The following is a 17643-nucleotide window of genomic DNA, read 5'->3' as shown; positions in this document are numbered from 1 at the left end:
ATAATTAACAATCTTGGTTAAGTTGAACTTAACAAACTATGAGTAATATTCTAAAACGCATGGCCATTTTTTCTAAAGTTGTCGATTGCGGCGCATTCAGCATGGCAGCCAAAGAATTAGGCATTACGACCTCCGCTGTCAGCCAGCATATCCGCCAGTTGGAAAACGAGCTGGGCATTCAATTACTTCTGCGTTCTACTCGCTCACTGAGCCTGACCGAAGCCGGGCTGTGTTTTTATGAGGACTGTGTTCTGATGATCCATGCTGCCGAGCGGGGTCAACAGCGTATTGCCGCGCTACGCGGTGAACTGGCCGGTGAGTTGCGCGTCGCCACCTCGACGGAATTCGCCACCCATTATCTGGTGCCGGCGCTACAGAGCTTCCTTGATGAACACCCACGCATCACGCTGAGGCTGGAAATTCATGATGAAAAGATCGACCTGATAGGCCAGCGTATCGATCTGGCGATCCGCGGCGGCGTAATGGCAGATTCCAGCTACGTCTCTACCCGCCTGGCGCGCTTTCGTGAAGTGTTGTGCGCCTCACCGGCCTACCTTGCCGGCCATGGCATACCGGATACCCCACAGGCATTAACACACCATCAATGGGTCACTTTTACCCCGTTGGGGAACCCGCAGTTTGTTCGCCTGCTCCACCCTAACGGCGACGAGCATCGGTTGCGCATGACCGGACGTTTATTTACCAATAACGGTATGGCGATGAAAGAATTAGCGCTGGCCGGCAAGGGGATCATCCGTAATTTCTTCGTTAACGTTGAAAATGAATTGTGCCGGGGCGACCTGGTCGAGGTGTTACCGGGTTGGCGATTACCGGATATTAATTGCTACGCGATTATGCCGCGTCGGGACAGCCAGCCATTAAAGGTTCGCCGTTTACTCGAGCATATGAAAATCCATTTACAGAAAAAAGAGCAGAATTCCGTAGGCCAGTTACGGACTTAATAAAATAAGAAACATCTGTAACGACACTTTATTTAGTTATTTAACTTTTCAGCCGATTGCTGACCAGCACCAGAGTTTATTTAGATCGCAGCCTAATGATATTAACCTTAATAACTTCCTCGTTGCCTATATAAGCATTTACTCCGTCATTAATTCAAATTGTCAGAACGAATTTGACTTTAAGTAACAGAAAATTTGAATCAGTTCTCTCTCCCACGCCTTTTTAATACTTTCACTGTCTGATACTGATCCCAAAAAAAAACGGGAAGCCAAAGCTCCCCGTTATTTTATTTATGCCCGATGCTTAATCGACCTGTTTGATATCAACCCGCAGCTCTTTCGGCACTTCGAACACGATGTTCTCTTCACGGCCACTGACTTCCTGCACGTTGACACCGCCCAGCGCTTTCAGGCGACTGATCACGTCCTGCACCAATACGTCTGGTGCCGATGCCCCGGCGGTAACCCCGATATTACTAGCATCCTTCAGCCAGGCTTCCTGAATGTCAGCCGCAGAGTCGATCAGGTACGCCGGCTTACCCACGCGTTGAGCCAGCTCCGCCAGACGGTTGGAGTTAGAGGAGTTCTTCGACCCCACCACCAGAACCACATCCGCATCCCCGGCCAGGTTACGCACCGCTTCCTGACGGTTGGTGGTGGCGTAACAGATGTCGTCCTTACGCGGCCCGATAATGCTCGGGAAACGCTTGCGCAGGGCATCAATCACGTCAGAAGTGTCGTCCACCGACAGCGTGGTTTGTGTCATAAAGCACAGGTTGCTTTCATCTTTCACCTGTAGCTTACCCACGTCGTCCGGTGACTCCACCAGATACATGCCGCCCTTCGGGTTGCTGTACTGGCCCATGGTGCCTTCCACTTCCGGGTGGCCCGCATGGCCGATCAGGATCGCTTCGGTACCACGGCGGCTGGCTCGCGCCACCTCCATATGCACCTTAGTGACCAGCGGGCAGGTGGCGTCAAACAGCATGGTCAAATCACGCGCTTTGGCTTCGGCCCGAACGGCCTGGGAAACCCCGTGCGCCGAGAAGATCAGAATCGACCCGTCCGGCACTTCGGTAATTTCCTCGATAAATACCGCCCCACGCTCACGCAGGCTGTCCACCACGTAGCGGTTATGCACCACTTCGTGACGCACGTAGATAGGTGCGCCGTAAATTTCCAGCGCGCGTTCAACGATACTGATCGCACGATCAACCCCGGCGCAAAAGCCACGTGGGTTAGCCAGCAATATTTGCATGCGTCTCCTCCTGCTGCGGGTCAATCTCCAGCACTTCAATATCGAAGGTCACCGGATGGCCCGCCAGCGGATGGTTGAAATCAACGGTAATCGAATCTTCCGCCACTTCACGCACCACACCCGGCATTTCGCTGCCGTTGACGGCGGTAAACAGCATGATGGTGCCCGCGTCCGGTACCCCGGTTTCCGCGAAGTCACGGCGTGAGAAGAACTGGACCAGGTCCGGGTTCTCTTCGCCGAACGCCGCTTCCGGTTGCAGGGTAAAGGCGCACTTGTCGCCCGCACTCAGACCAAGCAACTGTGCTTCCAGCGGCTCGGACAGGCTGCCGTCACCCAGACGGAACAGCGCCGGTTTACCATTGCTGCGGGTGGATTCTGCGGTTGAACCGTCTTCCAGTTTCAACGTGAAGTGAACCAGCACTTCACTATCGCCCTTAATCTGAGCCGTCATATTACTCACCTTTGCTCTTTGCACTTTTGTTCGCCGGCGATAAAAAGCCTTCCAGTACGATCATCGCCGCCCCCACGCAGATAAAGCTATCCGCCAGGTTGAAGGTCGGGTAGTGCCAGCCGCCCACGTAGAAGTCGATAAAATCGACCACGAAGCCGTGCCACAAGCGATCGAACAGGTTGCCGAGCGCACCGCCAATAATAAAGGCATAGGCGATATTGTTCAGCTTTTGCTGCGCCGAACTGCGGTACATCATCACCAGCAGCACCGCCACGATAGCGACGGCGATACCGGCGAAGAACCAGCGCTGCCAGCCGCCGTGATCGGCCAGGAAGCTGAACGCGGCACCGTAGTTGCGCGCATAGAACAGATTGAACGACGGGATCAGCGGCTGGGACTGGCCCAGCACGAAGTTACCGAGGATCCACTGTTTGCTGGCAAAATCCAGCACCAGCACCACCACTACCAACCACAGCCAGCGTAAGCCGGTCGAACAAATAGGTTTACTCATTAGGCAAACTTACGCTTTTCGCCGTCACCGGCTACGTTGATCACACAGCGGCCGCAGAGATCTGCATGTTCCGCCACCAGGCCGATATCGGTGGTGTAATGCCAGCAGCGCGGGCACTTCTCACCTTCTGCGGTGCTGAAGGCGATTTTCAGACCTTTCACCTGTTCTGACGCTTGGGCATCCGCCGGCGCATCGGCCAGAGGTGCAACGCGCGCCGCCGAAGTCAGCAGCACAAAGCGCAGCTCATCCTGCAAGCTGTTGAGACGCTCAGCCAGTTCGCTATCGGCATACAGCGTTACCGCGGCCTCCAGCGAGCCACCGAGGCGTTTGTCGGCACGCGCCTGCTCCAGTACCTTGTTTACTTCGCCGCGCACTTTCAGCAGCTCGGCCCAGAAGCTATCGTTCATGCCTTCGCCTTCCGCCAGACCGAACAGGCCGTCGTACCACTCTTCAGTGAACACGTACTGCGCGCGTTTGCCCGGCAGGAAAGCCCAGATTTCATCGGCAGTGAACGACATGATAGGTGCCATCCAGCGCACCAGCGCTTCTGCGATATGGAACAAGGCAGTCTGGCAGCTACGGCGGGCGACGCTGTCGCTCTTCGCGGTGTACTGGCGGTCCTTGATGATATCCAGATAGAAGGAGCCCATCTCGACCGAACAGAACTGCATCAGGCGCTGTACCACTTCATGGAAATCATAGTTGGCGTAAGCCTGTTCGATATCCTGCTGCGCCGCCAGTGCACGGCCCACAGCCCAGCGATCCAGTACGACCATCTCTTCCGGTGCCACGCAGTCGGTGCTCGGCTCAAACCCGTTCAGGTTGGCCAGCAGGAAGCGCGCGGTGTTACGGATGCGACGATAAGAATCGGCAGAGCGTTTCAGGATCTCGTCCGACACCGCGATCTCGCCGGTGTAGTCGGTAGAGGCTACCCACAGACGCAGGATGTCGCCGCCCAGCTTGTTCATCACGTCTTGTGGACTGATGGTGTTGCCGATCGACTTGGACATCTTGCGGCCCTGACCGTCCACGGTGAAACCATGGGTCAGAACTTCTTTATACGGCGCCTTGCCTTTCATCGCGGTGGAGATCATCAGTGATGACATAAACCAGCCGCGGTGTTGGTCAGAGCCTTCCAGATACATGTCGGCGCCATGACCATTGAACTCAGGGCGCACGTCGACCACGGAAGAGTGGGTCGAACCGGAGTCGAACCATACGTCCAGGGTGTCTGGCACTTTCACGTAGTCGGCAGCATCCGCACCGAGAATATCGGCCGCGTCCAGATCCCACCAGGCCTGAATACCGTCCTGCTCAACGCGCTTGGCCACTTCTTCCATCAGCTCGACGCTGCGTGGGTGCAGTTGCTCAGTGTCTTTGTGCACGAACAGTGACATCGGCACGCCCCAGGTACGCTGACGCGAAATACACCAGTCCGGACGGTTGGCGACCATGGTTTCGATACGTGCCTGGCCCCATTCAGGGATCCACTGCACGCCTTTGATCTCTTCCAGCGACTGCTTGCGCAGGCCTTTTTGATCCATGCTGATGAACCACTGAGGCGTAGCGCGGAAGATGATCGGCGTTTTGTGGCGCCAGCAGCATGGGTAGCTGTGAACCAGTTTTTCCACGTGCAGCAGTGCGCCTTTCTCACGCAGCAGCTCAACGATCAGATCGTTGGCCTTGAAAACAAACTTGCCATCCAGCAGCGGATGGGTGCCGGTCAGGTAGCAGCCGTTCGGCCCCACTGGGTTGGCGATTTCCAAACCGTATTTCTGGCTGATGACAAAGTCATCCGGACCGTGACCGCCTGCGGTGTGTACCGCACCGGTACCGGCATCCAGCGTCACGTGCTCACCCATGATCGCCGGCACGTCGAAGCCCATGAACGGGTGTTCGAAACGCATCAGTTCCAGATCGGCACCTTTGCAGCCGCCCAACACTTCCCAATGGGTAATGCCGGCGCGCTTCATCACGCTTTCCACCAGTTCGGCCGCCAGGATCAGGCATTGGCCTTCAACCTGAACCAACTGATACGCAAATTCAGGGTGCAGCGAGATGGCGCGGTTAGCCGGCAGCGTCCACGGGGTGGTGGTCCAGATAACCAAAGAAACCGGACCGTTAAAGCTGGCCACATCAAACTTGGCCGCCACGGCAGCTGCGTCAACCGCGTGGAAAGCCACATCGATAGACGGCGAAGTTTTGTCGTAATACTCAACTTCCGCTTCCGCCAGTGAAGAACGGCAATCGGTACACCAGTGCACCGGCTTGGCACCTTTCAACAGGTGGCCATTGCTGATGATTTTACCCAGCGCGCGGATGATATTGGCTTCGGTTTTGAAGTCCATGGTCAGGTACGGGTGATCCCAGTCACCCAGCACGCCCAGACGGATGAAGTCTTTCTTCTGACCTTCAACCTGTTCTGCGGCGTACTCACGGCACTTGATACGGAATTCTGCCGCGGTGAGTTTTTCACCCGGCTTGCCGTACAGTTGCTCGACCTTCAGTTCGATCGGCAGGCCGTGGCAGTCCCAACCCGGAATGTAAGGCGAGTCGAAACCGGACATCCCTTTCGACTTGATAATAATGTCTTTGAGAATCTTGTTAACCGAGTGACCAATGTGAATGCTGCCATTCGCATACGGAGGGCCGTCATGCAGAATGAAGGATTTTTTGCCCTTTTTGGCAGTACGAATAATCCCGTACAGATCCTGTTCATACCAACGTTGCAGCATGCCAGGTTCACGCTTGGCCAGATCGCCACGCATCGGGAACCCTGTTTCCGGCAAGTTCAGGGTATTCTTGTAGTCACTCATTAGATTCTCGGTTCCGTTTTCGGCTATAGAGATTAAACCGGTGTCTGTAGCCCGAAGAACTTCCGGGCCGTCACCACATCATTGGCGATTTGCTGCTTCAGTGCATCGAGCGAAGCAAAACGCTGTTCATTGCGCAATTTCGCGCGGAGCACCACGTCAATATGGCGCCCGTAAAGATCCATTGTGACATCCAGCAGATGGACTTCCAGCTGCTGTCGCACGCCGGCAACGGTTGGGCGTGTACCAATATTGGCCACGCCGGGGAGCGGTTCAGGCCCCAGGCCATAAACTTCTACCGCATAGACCCCTTTCACCGGGGCAACCAGGCGTTTCAGCGGCAGGTTGGCGGTGGGAAAACCGATGGTACGGCCCAGTTCATCGCCGTGCACCACCCGACCAGAAATACTGTACGGGTGGCCCAGCAGCGTTTCGGCCAGTGCCAGGTCGTCATCGCGCAGCGCATTGCGAATCGCCGTGCTGCTGATACGTTGATCGCCCTCGCGGAAGGTCGGCGTGCTGATCACTTCAAAACCGTATTCTTTACCGGCTTTTTGCAATAGCGGAAAATCGCCCTGGCGGGTAGCGCCAAAGCGAAAATCATCCCCGACCATCAGGAATTTCACCCCCAGTTTCTCGACCAACAGTTCGGCAACGAAAGCCTGCGCCGTGTTGGCAGCGAAACGCGGGTCGAACTTGACGCACAACAGGTAGTCAACACCCGCCTGCGCCAGGTATTTGGCCTTGTCACGCAAACGCGTGAGACGGGCCGGTGCCTTGTCCGCTGCAAACATTTCCAGCGGCTGCGGCTCAAAGATCATGACCATCACTGGCAGCCCGAGGCGATGCCCCTCTTGTTTCAGCTGCTCCAGCAACGCTTGGTGACCGCGGTGTACGCCGTCAAAGTTGCCGATGGTGAGCACGCAACCATGGTGGCGTGCCCGGATATTGTGAATGCCGCGAATTAGCTCCATAGCTGGCTCAAAACAGTGGAAATCGCCGGATTATACCTTGTACAGCGGTTAAGGTTAACCCGCGATTGGTGCCTTTATGTAATAGACATACCATACCGGAGATAATCTGCAGGTGAAACGCCCTAACCGCAGTTTATCCGGCGACACAAAGCTGATTATCGACCGCGGCCAACAGCTTGCGGCCAATACGGCAACTCATTGGCGAATTTTCTCGCGAAACACTGTATTCCCATGACCGAAGCTGGTAAAATCCTGCCCCATCACAACGTAGCAAGTGCCGCCAGTACAAACGGCGCTTATTTGCACAAATCCGTTGACAAACGAAGACTAAAAGGGGATATTCCTCGGCCTTCGAATTGTCCTCAATAGAATATATTTGGGAGTTGGACCTTGGCTAATATCAAATCAGCTAAGAAACGCGCCGTACAGTCTGAGAAACGTCGTAAGCACAACGCTAGCGGCCGCTCAATGATGCGTACCTACATCAAGAAAGTAGAAGTTGCTATCGCAACTGGCGACAAAGAAGCTGCAAAAAATGCATTCCTCGTGATGCAACCAATCGTGGACCGCAAGGCAGCTAAAGGCCTGATCCACAAAAACAAAGCTGCACGCCATAAGTCAAATCTGACTGCGCGTATCAACGCAATGCAATAAGCATTACGTTGTCAGCTTGATAAAAAAACCGGCTTAGGCCGGTTTTTTTACGTCTGCAATACCCGCTCTAGTAAGCAAACAGCGCAGAGAAGTCCTTGTTACACACCCGCTGTACCGCCGGATGCTGGATCATGCGCTCGGCAAAGATGATGTAGTACTCTTCCTGCACGCTATCAATACGCCCAATCTCCACCACGTCATCATCGTTATAGGTATCCTGCGCATACAGCGTCGGTGCAACGAAGATCGCGTTGTGGTACATGCCAAAGGTCTTCATCAGGGCCGCATCATCAAACTCGCCCAGGATCTCGACCTGAATGCCCTGGGTGTTAAACCAGTTCAGTAATTTACGGCCCAGCATCGAACGCCGACCGGGGATCAGCAATTTTCGCTGTTCCAGGCAGGCGGGGAACGGCAGATCCGGCGCCGGCTGGCGGCAAAAGAAGCTGATGCCGCATTCACCCAGCTTGAGCGAGAACAACCCTTCCTGCTGGCTGGAGTCCACCGGGCAGTCTGACAGGATCATGTCGAGCTTATGCTGGCTGAGCTGTTCCAGCAGCATCTCGTGCGTCGACTCGAAACAACGCAGGTGAATTTGCTCATTATCCACCACTACCGCCGTCTCCAGCACCTGGCTCACCAAACGTTTGGACAGCGCATCCGCAACCCCGACGTCGAACAACAGGTTAGATTCCTTGCGGTAATTAACGATATCCAGCATTTCCTGGCTGAGCATAAACATCTTGTCGGCATAGCGGAAAACCAGTTGCCCCAATTCGGATGGCACCAGCCCACGCCCCTGACGCTTGAACAGCTTGCCGTCCAAACGTTCTTCCAGCGCTTTGATCTGGCCGGTGATGGTCTGCGGTGTCAGAAATAAGGCTTCGGCGGCGCCGACCACCGAACCTTCCTTGCAGACCTGCCAGAAGTAGTAAAGGTGATTAAAGTTGATATGCGACATCCTCACGAGGTGCTCTCCTTAACATTTCGTCATGGCGGCGATCGGCCATGACGAGCGACTAATGTCCTTTCCCTGTTTCAGACAACCTGTTGCTGCATTCGTCCCAAACAGAACGGCCGAAGCTGTGCATATTTTATCCTGCACAGCTCCGACCAGCTATTGTAGAGTGTCCCCACGAACAGGGGATCCCCTAAAAGGGTTATCTGACTCGCGGTAACGACATACGCAACAGACCGTACCCGACCACCGCCGCCGTGGTTGATCCAATCAGGATACCCAGCCGCGAATAGGTGCTTAGTACAACATCCGCATCGCCAAACGCCAGCGAAGCGATAAAGATCGACATGGTAAAACCAATACCACAGAGCACGGAAACGGCAAACACCTGTTTGAAACCAATTCCTTCAGGCAGCTTGGCAATACCCAGTTTCACCGCCAACAGGCTGAAAGTGAAAATACCCAACGGCTTACCGATAAACAGGCCCGCTGCGATGCCCACCGGCAACAGTGAGGTCAGCCCGCTCAGTGACACGCTCTGTAATGAAACCCCGGCGTTGGCAAAAGCAAACAACGGCAGTATCAGGAACGCCACCCACGGATGCAGCTCATGCTCCAGTGTTTCTGACGGTGACGGCCCCTTCTTCACGTTCAGCGGGATCATAAAGCCGATGATGACCCCGGCCAGCGTCGCATGTACCCCGGACTTGAGGATAGCGACCCACAGGACCAGGCCGACTATCATATACAACGAGGTTTTGCCCACGCCGCGCCAGTTCATAAATGCCAGCACGGCGATAGATGCCGCCGCCACGCCCAACGCCGCCATCGAGACTTCGTGGGTATAGAACAGCGCGATAATCACGATCACACCCAGGTCGTCGATGATCGCCAGCGCCAACAGGAACACCTTCAGGCTGGTTGGCACGCGGTTACCCAGCAGCGCCATCACCCCGAGGGCAAAGGCAATATCGGTCGCAGCCGGGATCGCCCATCCCTGACGGGTTACCTCGTCCGCCCCGTTGAACATCAGATAAATCAACGCCGGTGCCAGCATGCCGCCCAATGCGGCAATCGCCGGGAACACCGCCTTGTCACGCCCGGCCAATGACCCCTGCATCAGCTCACGCTTGACCTCCAGCCCGACCACCAGGAAAAAGATCGCCATCAGGCCATCGTTAATCCACAACAGCAACGGCTTGGCAATCTCCAGTGAGGACACTTTTACCATTACCGGTAAATTGAGGAAGGCGTGATAAATCCCCTGGGCTGGGGTATTGGCCATGATCAACGCGATAATCGCGGCTACGATCAGGATAATGCCGCCCGCGGCTTCCTGACGTAAAAATTGACGAATGATGTTGGTCACAATACGTCTCTCCAGAGCAGCGCAAGGCATAGAAGGCCCTGCAGACAAAGTAATGGAATGAGTATAGACGGCGAATCACTTCGATAAAATACGTTTATAAATGCTTAAAACATCGTAAAAACCGATCAATAAGAGATATATGTCACGCTTTTATTAGGGTTATTAGACGAGTCAGAGCCAATAAAAAACCCCGGTTTTGACGCCGGGGTTATGCAGTACGCTAACGGAAACAGCAGCTTAACGCGTCAGGTCATCAAAAAACTTTTTTACCCCGTCGAAGAAGCTCTTCGAACGCGGGCTGTTTTTGTCACCAGAAGGGCCACCCAGGCTCTCCTCCAGTTCCTTCAGCAATTGCTTCTGCTTGTCGTTCAGGTTAACCGGGGTTTCGACCACCACACGGCACAGCAGGTCACCCTGGCTGCCACCACGTACCGATTTAACACCCTTGCCGCGCATGCGGAACAGTTTACCCGTCTGCGTCTCTGCCGGTACTTTCAGCTTCACGCGGCCATCCAGCGTCGGGACTTCAATCTCGCCGCCCAATGCCGCCATCGCGAAGTTAATCGGCACTTCACAGTACAGGTTATTGCCTTCACGCTCGAAGATCGGGTGCGCTTTCACCTGAACCTGAACGTACAGATCGCCTGCCGGCGCGCCGTGCTCACCCGCTTCACCCTCACCCGCCAGACGGATGCGGTCACCGGTATCAACGCCGGCCGGGATTTTCACCGACAGCGTTTTGGCTTTCTCTACCCGGCCGTGGCCGTGGCAGCTATTGCAAGGGTCTTTGATAATCTGACCGCGACCATGACAGTGCGGACAAGCCTGCTGCACGGTAAAGAAGCCCTGGCGCATCTGCACCTGGCCCTGCCCGTGACAGGTTGGACAGGTCACCGGCGAGCTGCCCGGCTTCGCGCCGCTGCCGTGGCAAACGTCACACTCTTCCAGCGTCGGGATGCGGATCTCTTTGGTCACGCCACGAACCGCTTCCTCGAGGGAGAGCTCCATGTTGTAGCGCAGATCGGAACCGCGGCTGGCGCGCTGACGGCGGCCACCACCGAAGATGTCGCCAAATACGTCGCCAAAGATATCGCTGAACTCAGCACCGCCGCCACCAAACCCGCCGCCGCCGCCCATACCGCCCTGTTCAAAGGCTGCATGGCCGTATTGATCGTAGGCCGCACGCTTTTGACTGTCGGTCAGGATTTCGTACGCTTCCTTGATCTCTTTAAACTTGGCTTCGGCGTCTTGCTCCTGATTGCGGTCAGGATGGTATTTCATCGCCAGGCGTTTATACGCCTTTTTGATCTCACGTTCTTCCGCCGTCTTGGAGACGCCGAGAATCTCGTAATAGTCTTTCTTCGCCATTATTTCTGTAACCCTTAACATGCGTGCACGGGCGTAGAGTTGCCTCGACGCCCGTGCTGGTTTGCGGTAACGGCCTCTCGGCCGTTCCGTGCCCGCTTAAGGGCGATTATTTTTTGTCTTTAACTTCTTCGAACTCAGCGTCAACCACGTCGTCGTCTTTCTGCGCCGCGTTGTCAGCACCGGCATCAGCACCTTGCTGAGCCTGCTGCGCCTGAGCCATTTCCAGCAGCTTGCCGGAAACCTGCACCAGAGCCTGGGTCTTCGCTTCGATCTCGGCTTTATCTTCGCCTTTAACCGCCACTTCCAGATCTTTCAGCGCCGCTTCGATAGCCGTTTTGTCTTCTGCCGGCAGTTTGTCGCCCGCTTCTTCCAACTGCTTACGGGTGCCGTGGATCAGGTGGTCAGCCTGGTTACGGGTCTGCACCAGCTCTTCGAACTTACGGTCCGCTTCGGCGTTCAGTTCAGCATCACGCACCATTTTCTGGATTTCTTCTTCGTTCAGACCAGAAGAAGCCTTGATGGTGATTTTCTGCTCACGGCCAGTATTCTTGTCTTTGGCAGACACGTGCAAAATACCGTCGGCGTCGATGTCGAAGGTCACTTCGATCTGCGCCATACCGCGTGCAGCAGCCTGGATACCGTCCAGGTTGAACTGGCCCAGTGACTTGTTATCGTTAGCGCGTTTACGCTCACCCTGTAGCACATGGATGGTTACCGCAGACTGGTTGTCTTCAGCGGTAGAGAACACCTGGCTGTGCTTGGTCGGGATAGTGGTGTTTTTAGTGATCAGCGGAGTCATCACGCTGCCCATGGTTTCGATACCCAGCGACAGCGGGGTAACGTCCAGCAGCAGAACGTCCTTCACATCACCGGCCAACACGCCGCCCTGTACCGCAGCACCCACCGCAACGGCTTCGTCCGGGTTAACGTCTTTACGCGGTTCTTTACCGAAGAAGTCAGCAACTTTCTTCTGAACCATTGGCATACGGGTCTGGCCGCCCACCAGGATCACGTCCTGAATGTCGGAAACCGACAGGCCTGCGTCTGTCAGGGCCACTTTCAGCGGCTCGATAGAACGCGCAACCAGATCTTCTACCAGCGACTCGAGTTTTGCACGGGTCACTTTGATGTTCATGTGTTTTGGACCGCTCGCATCTGCAGTGATGTACGGCAGGTTAACGTCGGTCTGCTGAGCGGAAGACAGTTCAATCTTCGCTTTCTCAGCGGCTTCTTTCAGACGCTGCATCGCCAACGGATCTTTGCGCAGATCGAAACCTTGTTCTTTCTTGAATTCGTCCACCAGGTAGTTGATCAGGCGGCTGTCGAAGTCTTCACCACCCAGGTGGGTATCACCGTTGGTTGCCAGGACTTCGAAGGTTTTTTCGCCGTCAACTTCGTCGATTTCGATAATAGAGATATCGAAAGTACCGCCACCCAGGTCATAAACCGCGATGGTACGGTTACCGACTTCTTTGTCCAGGCCGTAAGCCAGGGCTGCAGCGGTCGGTTCGTTGATGATACGTTTTACTTCCAGACCTGCGATACGGCCGGCGTCTTTGGTCGCCTGACGCTGAGCATCGTTGAAGTAAGCAGGTACGGTGATAACCGCTTCAGTTACCGGTTCGCCCAGGTAATCTTCAGCCGTTTTCTTCATTTTCTTCAACACTTCAGCAGAGATCTGCGGAGGTGCTACACGCTGGCCTTTCACTTCGACCCATGCGTCGCCGTTATCAGCAGCCACAATTTTGTACGGCATGATGTCTTTATCACGCTGTGCTTCTTCATCCTGGAAGCGACGGCCAATCAGGCGCTTGATCGCAAACAGGGTGTTTTGTGGGTTAGTCACAGCCTGACGCTTAGCAGGCTGGCCAACCAGAATTTCACCATCCTGGGTATATGCGATGATCGAAGGTGTAGTACGGTCGCCTTCGCTGTTCTCCAGCACGCGCGCTTTACCACCATCCATAATTGCTACACAAGAGTTGGTAGTACCCAGGTCGATACCAATAATTTTGCCCATCTAAACGTCTCCACTAATAAATTCATATTCGGTCAGGTTGCTAACCTATATGTGGGCAATTTTTTGTTTTTCAACTGCCCGACATTTCAGTCTTAGCCGCGGTCAGCAACTGCGGTTGCAAATAAGATGGGGCCATACCATCCAGCATCAAGGGGCAGGGCAAAAAAAAATTCGTTTTTATCGTCACTCAGATCATTGTTTCCTGTTCTGGGGATCATTATGATGCCGCGCGCTCTGATGGAAGTTAGGGTTTTTTCGGCCATTCAGACCATTTATGAATTTACCTATCCATTTTCGTTAAAATTCTGTTATCGCAGAGGACATATGCACACCAACAAGTTGGCAAATCCCGGCCCTCTCGGCCTGATGGGCTTCGGGATGACCACCGTCTTGCTGAACCTGCACAACGCGGGCTTTTTCCCATTGAACTCCGCCATCATCAGCATGGGGATTTTCTTCGGTGGACTGGCCCAGATTATGGCTGGCCTGCTGGAATACAAGAAAGGCAACACCTTCGGCATGACGGCCTTTATCTCTTACGGCAGCTTCTGGCTGAGCCTGGTCGGGCTGCTGCTGCTGCCACGCCTGGGGTTGGCTGAACCGACCGATGCCGGCGTACTGGGCATCTACCTGGCACTGTGGGGTGTCTTCACGCTGTTTATGTTCTTCGGCACCTTGCGCGCCAACCGCGTGCTGCAGTTCGTGTTCGGCAGCCTGACGCTGCTGTTCGCCCTGCTGGCCATCGGCAACATCACCGGCAACCATGCGCTGCTGAACTTTGCCGGTTACGAAGGCATTATCTGCGGAGCCAGCGCCATTTATTTGGCCATGGCGGAAGTGCTCAACGAGCAGTTTGGCCGCACGGTGCTGCCGATTGGCGAGCCAAAGGTCAACAATGTTGAACCTATTCGGGCCGTGGCATAATTGCCGTTAGCCTGAAACAAGAAGCCCTGCGATTGCAGGGCTTTTTTTTAGCTGTAGGAACCGGCTCGCTGCGCCTTGGTTTCGCTGTTCAGATCGCGATGCAGGTAAATTCCCAGCAGCAGTCCGATACCTGACAGCGCCAACACATAGTAAGCGGGCGCTAACGGGGTTAACTTCATGATCAACGTCACAAATATTGGGGTTAAACCACCAAAAATAGCGTATGCAACATTATATGAGAACGAAATCCCGGTAAACCGAACTTCCGCTGGAAAAGCCCGTACCATCACGTAGGGTACCGCACCCACGATGCCTACGCTGAAGCCCACCAGCGCATAGCAGGCGAACAACATTTCCGGGTGTTCGCCCACCGTCCGATAAAATAACCAACTGCAACCGGCCAGCAACAAGCTACCGACGATAAAGGTTTTGCTGGCACCAAAACGATCCGCCGACAACCCGGCGAGGATGCAACCGGCAATCAGCATGATGGTAGCAATGCTATTAGCCTGCAGCGACAGCGCCGGGGCGATACCAAACTGTTTTTGCAGATAGGTCGGGGTCATCAGGATCACCACCACGATACCGGCGGACAATAACCAGGTGAGCAGCATCGACACCACCACTTCCTTGCGATGATTGAGCACCACCGATTTCAGCGGCAACTCCTCAGCCAGGGCTTTACGCGCCTGCATTTCGATGAAGATCGGCGTTTCCTGCAGCCAGCGACGCAGGTACATCGCCACCAGACCGAAAATGCCGCCAAGCAGGAACGGAATACGCCAGCCCCCGTCAATAATGGTCTGTTGGCTGAGCGTGGTGTTGATCACCGTCGCCACCAGCGAGCCCAACAGGATGCCGACGGTCAGGCCGGCAGTCAGCGTGCCGCAGGCAAAACCGATGCGGCGGCGCGGCACGTGTTCAGCAACAAATACCCAGGCCCCTGGCACTTCACCGCCGATCGCCGCCCCTTGCAGCACCCGCATCAGCAACAGCAACAGCGGTGCAGCAATGCCGATGCTGGCATAGGTCGGTAACAGACCCATCGCCAGCGTCGGCAGCGCCATCAGTAAAATACTCAGGCTGAACATTTTCTTGCGACCGACCAGATCGCCGAAGTGCGCCATCACGATGCCGCCCAGCGGCCGGGCCAGGTAACCGGCGGCAAAAATGCCGAAGGTTTGCACCTGACGTAGCCATTCCGGCATATCCGCCGGGAAGAACAGCTCGCCCATCACCGCCGCAAAGAAGACAAAAATGATGAAATCATAGAACTCCAGCGCACCGCCCAGGGCAGCTAACGTCAGAGTTTTGTAGTCTTGCCGGTTTAACCGGCGATTATTATCGTGAGGCATAGGGTACCGTCGGAGGAAACTGTGAAAATAAAAGCCATCGGCTGAAGTTAGATGACAATGTTGTCTTTGAACCCAAGATACCCGGGCCTAGCGCACCGAGGGGCGCTCCGGCGGGCAAGCCGCTACGACCCCTTCGGCACGCTCTCCCTAATAATGGGCTTTGTCAGCAGTCTGAGCCATCGGCTTTCTGTAAACGAATCCTTACTATAACGGCAAATTATTTTCACACCAGATCGGCTAGCGCTTATCTCACAAAAGGCTGAAATTTAGAGGTTTATCTCGCGACGCGCATTCTTCGGGCGAAATGCTGCTACCACTGCGGCCTCGGTTTCCACATACGGCCCCTCAAGCAACTGAATGCAGTACGGCACGCTGGCAAAGATGCCATGCACCACCACCTTGCCCTGCTCGTCCTTAACCCCTTCCAGCGTCTCCTTGATCGACTTGGGTTGCCCCGGCAGGTTGATGATCAACGCCTGCTTGCGGACTGCCCCTACCTGACGTGAAAGAATTGCCGTTGGCACATAGTGTAGGCTGATCTGACGCATTTGCTCGCCGAAGCCAGGCATCACGCGATCGGCGATCGCCAGCGTGGCATCAGGGGTCACGTCGCGGCGTGCCGGGCCGGTTCCCCCGGTGGTCAGCACCAAATGGCAGCCCATTTCATCCACCAGTTCACACAGGGTTTGTTCGATCAACGTCTGCTCATCGGGGATCAGGCGGGTTTCCAGTTTGAACGGGGTGGTCAGCGCGCCGCTCAGCCACTCTTCCAGCGCCGGGATACCTTTGTCCTGATAAACGCCGCCGGAAGCGCGGTCAGAAACAGAAACCAAACCAATACGTAATATGTCCATGCGTAACCTCTACAGCCTGATGGGGTTCGGACGGGTTCGCTTCCCGCCCTATTTTGAATCTTGAGAGTATAAAGTGTCTGCCTGCCGCCGGGATCTGCGGGCATAAAAAAAGGCGGCCTAAGCCACCTTTTTCTGCACTGATTGCCGCAATTACAGCAGATCGGCGATCATTTTTTCCAGCTTGCCCTGGTCTACGGCAAACTTGCGGATACCGTCGGTCAGTTTCTCAACGGCCATTGGATCCTGGTTGTGCTGCCAGTAGAACTCAGGTTCAGTCAAGGCTGCAGGACGCGCTTGCACTTCGCCGGTGTAGGCCAGTTTACGCTCCAGGGTCCCTTCGCTCTCTGCCAGCTCTTTCAGCAGCGCAGGGGCGATGGTCAGACGGTCACAACCGGCCAGCTCGATGATTTCGCCGACGTTACGGAAGCTGGCGCCCATCACCACGGTTTTGAAACCGTGCTGTTTGTAATACTGATAGATTTCGGTAACGGAAACCACACCCGGGTCTTCGTTTGGCGCGAACTCTTTCTTGTCGCCATTGGCTTTGTACCAGTCGAGGATACGGCCAACAAACGGAGAAATCAGGAATACGCCGGCTTCGGCACAGGCACGAGCCTGAGCGAAGGAGAACAGCAGCGTCAGGTTACAGTTGATGCCTTCTTTTTCCAGCTGCTCCGCAGCGCGGATACCCTGCCAGGTAGAAGCCAGTTTGATCAGAATGCGATCGTTGCTGATGCCGGCATCGTTGTACAGTTTGATCAGGCGCTTGGCCTTGGCAACGCTGGCCACGGTGTCGTAGGACAGGCGTGCGTCCACTTCGGTGGAGATACGGCCCGGAACCAGCTTCAGGATTTCCAGACCGATGTTAACGGCCAGCTTGTCGGCGGCATCGGCGATCTGCTGTTCGCGATCGCTGCTCTGCTCGCGCGCCCAGGCAATGGCTTCGTCAATCAGTTTGCGGTATTCAGGAATTTGGGCTGCATTGAGGATCAGCGAAGGGTTGGTCGTAGCATCTTGCGGTTGATACAGCTTCATAGCCGCGATATCGCCCGTATCTGCAACCACGGTGGTCAGTTGGCGCAGGGAAGTTAATTTATCGGTCATGTTGGCATTATCTCATCGTTTGTGCATGAACTTTTGGCATCGTTCAACCATGCCCTGCCCTGATAATA

15 protein-coding genes are annotated in these 17643 nt (G+C 55.1%); 3 read left to right on the top strand and 12 right to left on the bottom strand.

Annotation, left to right across the window (positions count from 1 at the left end):
* The first annotated feature begins 101 nt into the window (after positions 1-101).
* Positions 102-962 (top strand): LysR family transcriptional regulator, encoded by an 861-nt coding sequence (locus NHG65_RS03110; protein WP_232519059.1) that lies wholly within the window; start codon positions 102-104, stop codon positions 960-962.
* A 304-nt stretch (positions 963-1266) separates the two neighbouring features.
* On the opposite strand, the gene ispH is transcribed toward NHG65_RS03110, so the two are convergent.
* Genes ispH through ribF form a run of 5 tightly spaced genes read right to left on the bottom strand, consistent with a single transcriptional unit; the run spans position 1267 to position 6969 of the window.
* The gene (gene ispH, locus NHG65_RS03105; RefSeq protein WP_099063125.1) at positions 1267-2220 is read right to left on the bottom strand and encodes a 4-hydroxy-3-methylbut-2-enyl diphosphate reductase; all 954 of its coding nucleotides are present in this window, start codon (positions 2218-2220) and stop codon (positions 1267-1269) included.
* Complete coding sequence (gene fkpB / locus NHG65_RS03100; RefSeq protein ID WP_085120175.1) at positions 2201-2671, bottom strand: FKBP-type peptidyl-prolyl cis-trans isomerase; 471 nt, start codon at positions 2669-2671, stop codon at positions 2201-2203. Before fkpB ends, ispH begins: the two co-directional genes overlap by 20 nt.
* Before the next feature lies 1 nt (position 2672).
* Positions 2673-3182: a signal peptidase II gene (gene lspA, locus NHG65_RS03095; RefSeq protein WP_099063126.1), complete on the bottom strand. Its 510-nt coding sequence runs from the start codon at positions 3180-3182 to the stop codon at positions 2673-2675.
* The gene (ileS, locus tag NHG65_RS03090; RefSeq protein WP_099063127.1) at positions 3182-5998 is read right to left on the bottom strand and encodes an isoleucine--tRNA ligase; all 2817 of its coding nucleotides are present in this window, start codon (positions 5996-5998) and stop codon (positions 3182-3184) included. The genes lspA and ileS overlap by 1 nt, the downstream gene beginning before the upstream one ends.
* A 32-nt stretch (positions 5999-6030) precedes the next feature.
* Positions 6031-6969, bottom strand: coding sequence for a bifunctional riboflavin kinase/FAD synthetase (gene ribF, locus NHG65_RS03085; RefSeq protein WP_099063128.1), 939 nt, complete (start codon positions 6967-6969; stop codon positions 6031-6033).
* Positions 6970-7359: 390 nt separating this feature from the next.
* Between ribF and rpsT the strand changes: the two genes are divergently transcribed.
* A complete protein-coding gene (gene rpsT, locus NHG65_RS03080; protein WP_037420676.1) occupies positions 7360-7623 on the top strand; it encodes a 30S ribosomal protein S20 in 264 nt (87 codons plus the stop codon).
* A gap of 67 nt (positions 7624-7690) precedes the next feature.
* Here rpsT and nhaR read toward each other — a convergent pair whose 3' ends face one another.
* The 4 genes from nhaR to dnaK form a co-directional block, all read right to left on the bottom strand.
* The gene (gene nhaR / locus NHG65_RS03075; RefSeq protein ID WP_004950031.1) at positions 7691-8590 is read right to left on the bottom strand and encodes a transcriptional activator NhaR; all 900 of its coding nucleotides are present in this window, start codon (positions 8588-8590) and stop codon (positions 7691-7693) included.
* 193 nt (positions 8591-8783) lie between these two features.
* The gene (gene nhaA / locus NHG65_RS03070; protein ID WP_499182933.1) at positions 8784-9950 is read right to left on the bottom strand and encodes a Na+/H+ antiporter NhaA; all 1167 of its coding nucleotides are present in this window, start codon (positions 9948-9950) and stop codon (positions 8784-8786) included.
* A 237-nt stretch (positions 9951-10187) separates the two neighbouring features.
* The gene (gene dnaJ, locus NHG65_RS03065) at positions 10188-11318 is read right to left on the bottom strand and encodes a molecular chaperone DnaJ (protein WP_099063131.1); all 1131 of its coding nucleotides are present in this window, start codon (positions 11316-11318) and stop codon (positions 10188-10190) included.
* A 106-nt stretch (positions 11319-11424) separates the two neighbouring features.
* Positions 11425-13338, bottom strand: a complete 1914-nt coding sequence (dnaK, locus tag NHG65_RS03060; RefSeq protein WP_085120168.1) for a molecular chaperone DnaK — start codon at positions 13336-13338, stop codon at positions 11425-11427.
* Positions 13339-13662: 324 nt separating this feature from the next.
* Here dnaK and satP point away from each other — a divergent pair, with 324 nt between their 5' ends.
* A complete protein-coding gene (gene satP, locus NHG65_RS03055; RefSeq protein ID WP_112348063.1) occupies positions 13663-14262 on the top strand; it encodes an acetate uptake transporter in 600 nt (199 codons plus the stop codon).
* A 47-nt stretch (positions 14263-14309) separates the two neighbouring features.
* Here the strand turns inward: satP and NHG65_RS03050 are convergent, their stop codons facing one another.
* The 3 genes from NHG65_RS03050 to tal all read right to left on the bottom strand — a co-directional run bounded on the left by NHG65_RS03050 (position 14310) and on the right by tal (position 17575).
* Entirely contained in the window at positions 14310-15617 is a 1308-nt protein-coding gene (locus NHG65_RS03050; RefSeq protein WP_207977895.1) for an MFS transporter, read from the bottom strand.
* Between the two features lie 266 nt (positions 15618-15883).
* The gene (gene mog, locus NHG65_RS03045) at positions 15884-16471 is read right to left on the bottom strand and encodes a molybdopterin adenylyltransferase (RefSeq protein ID WP_085120166.1); all 588 of its coding nucleotides are present in this window, start codon (positions 16469-16471) and stop codon (positions 15884-15886) included.
* A gap of 150 nt (positions 16472-16621) precedes the next feature.
* Positions 16622-17575: a transaldolase gene (tal, locus tag NHG65_RS03040; RefSeq protein WP_085120165.1), complete on the bottom strand. Its 954-nt coding sequence runs from the start codon at positions 17573-17575 to the stop codon at positions 16622-16624.
* Positions 17576-17643 lie beyond the last annotated feature (68 nt).

Source organism: Serratia myotis (assembly GCF_027474885.1).
Classification (GTDB): Bacteria; Pseudomonadota; Gammaproteobacteria; order Enterobacterales; family Enterobacteriaceae; genus Serratia; species Serratia proteamaculans.
This window is presented reverse-complemented; position numbering and strand designations above follow the sequence as displayed.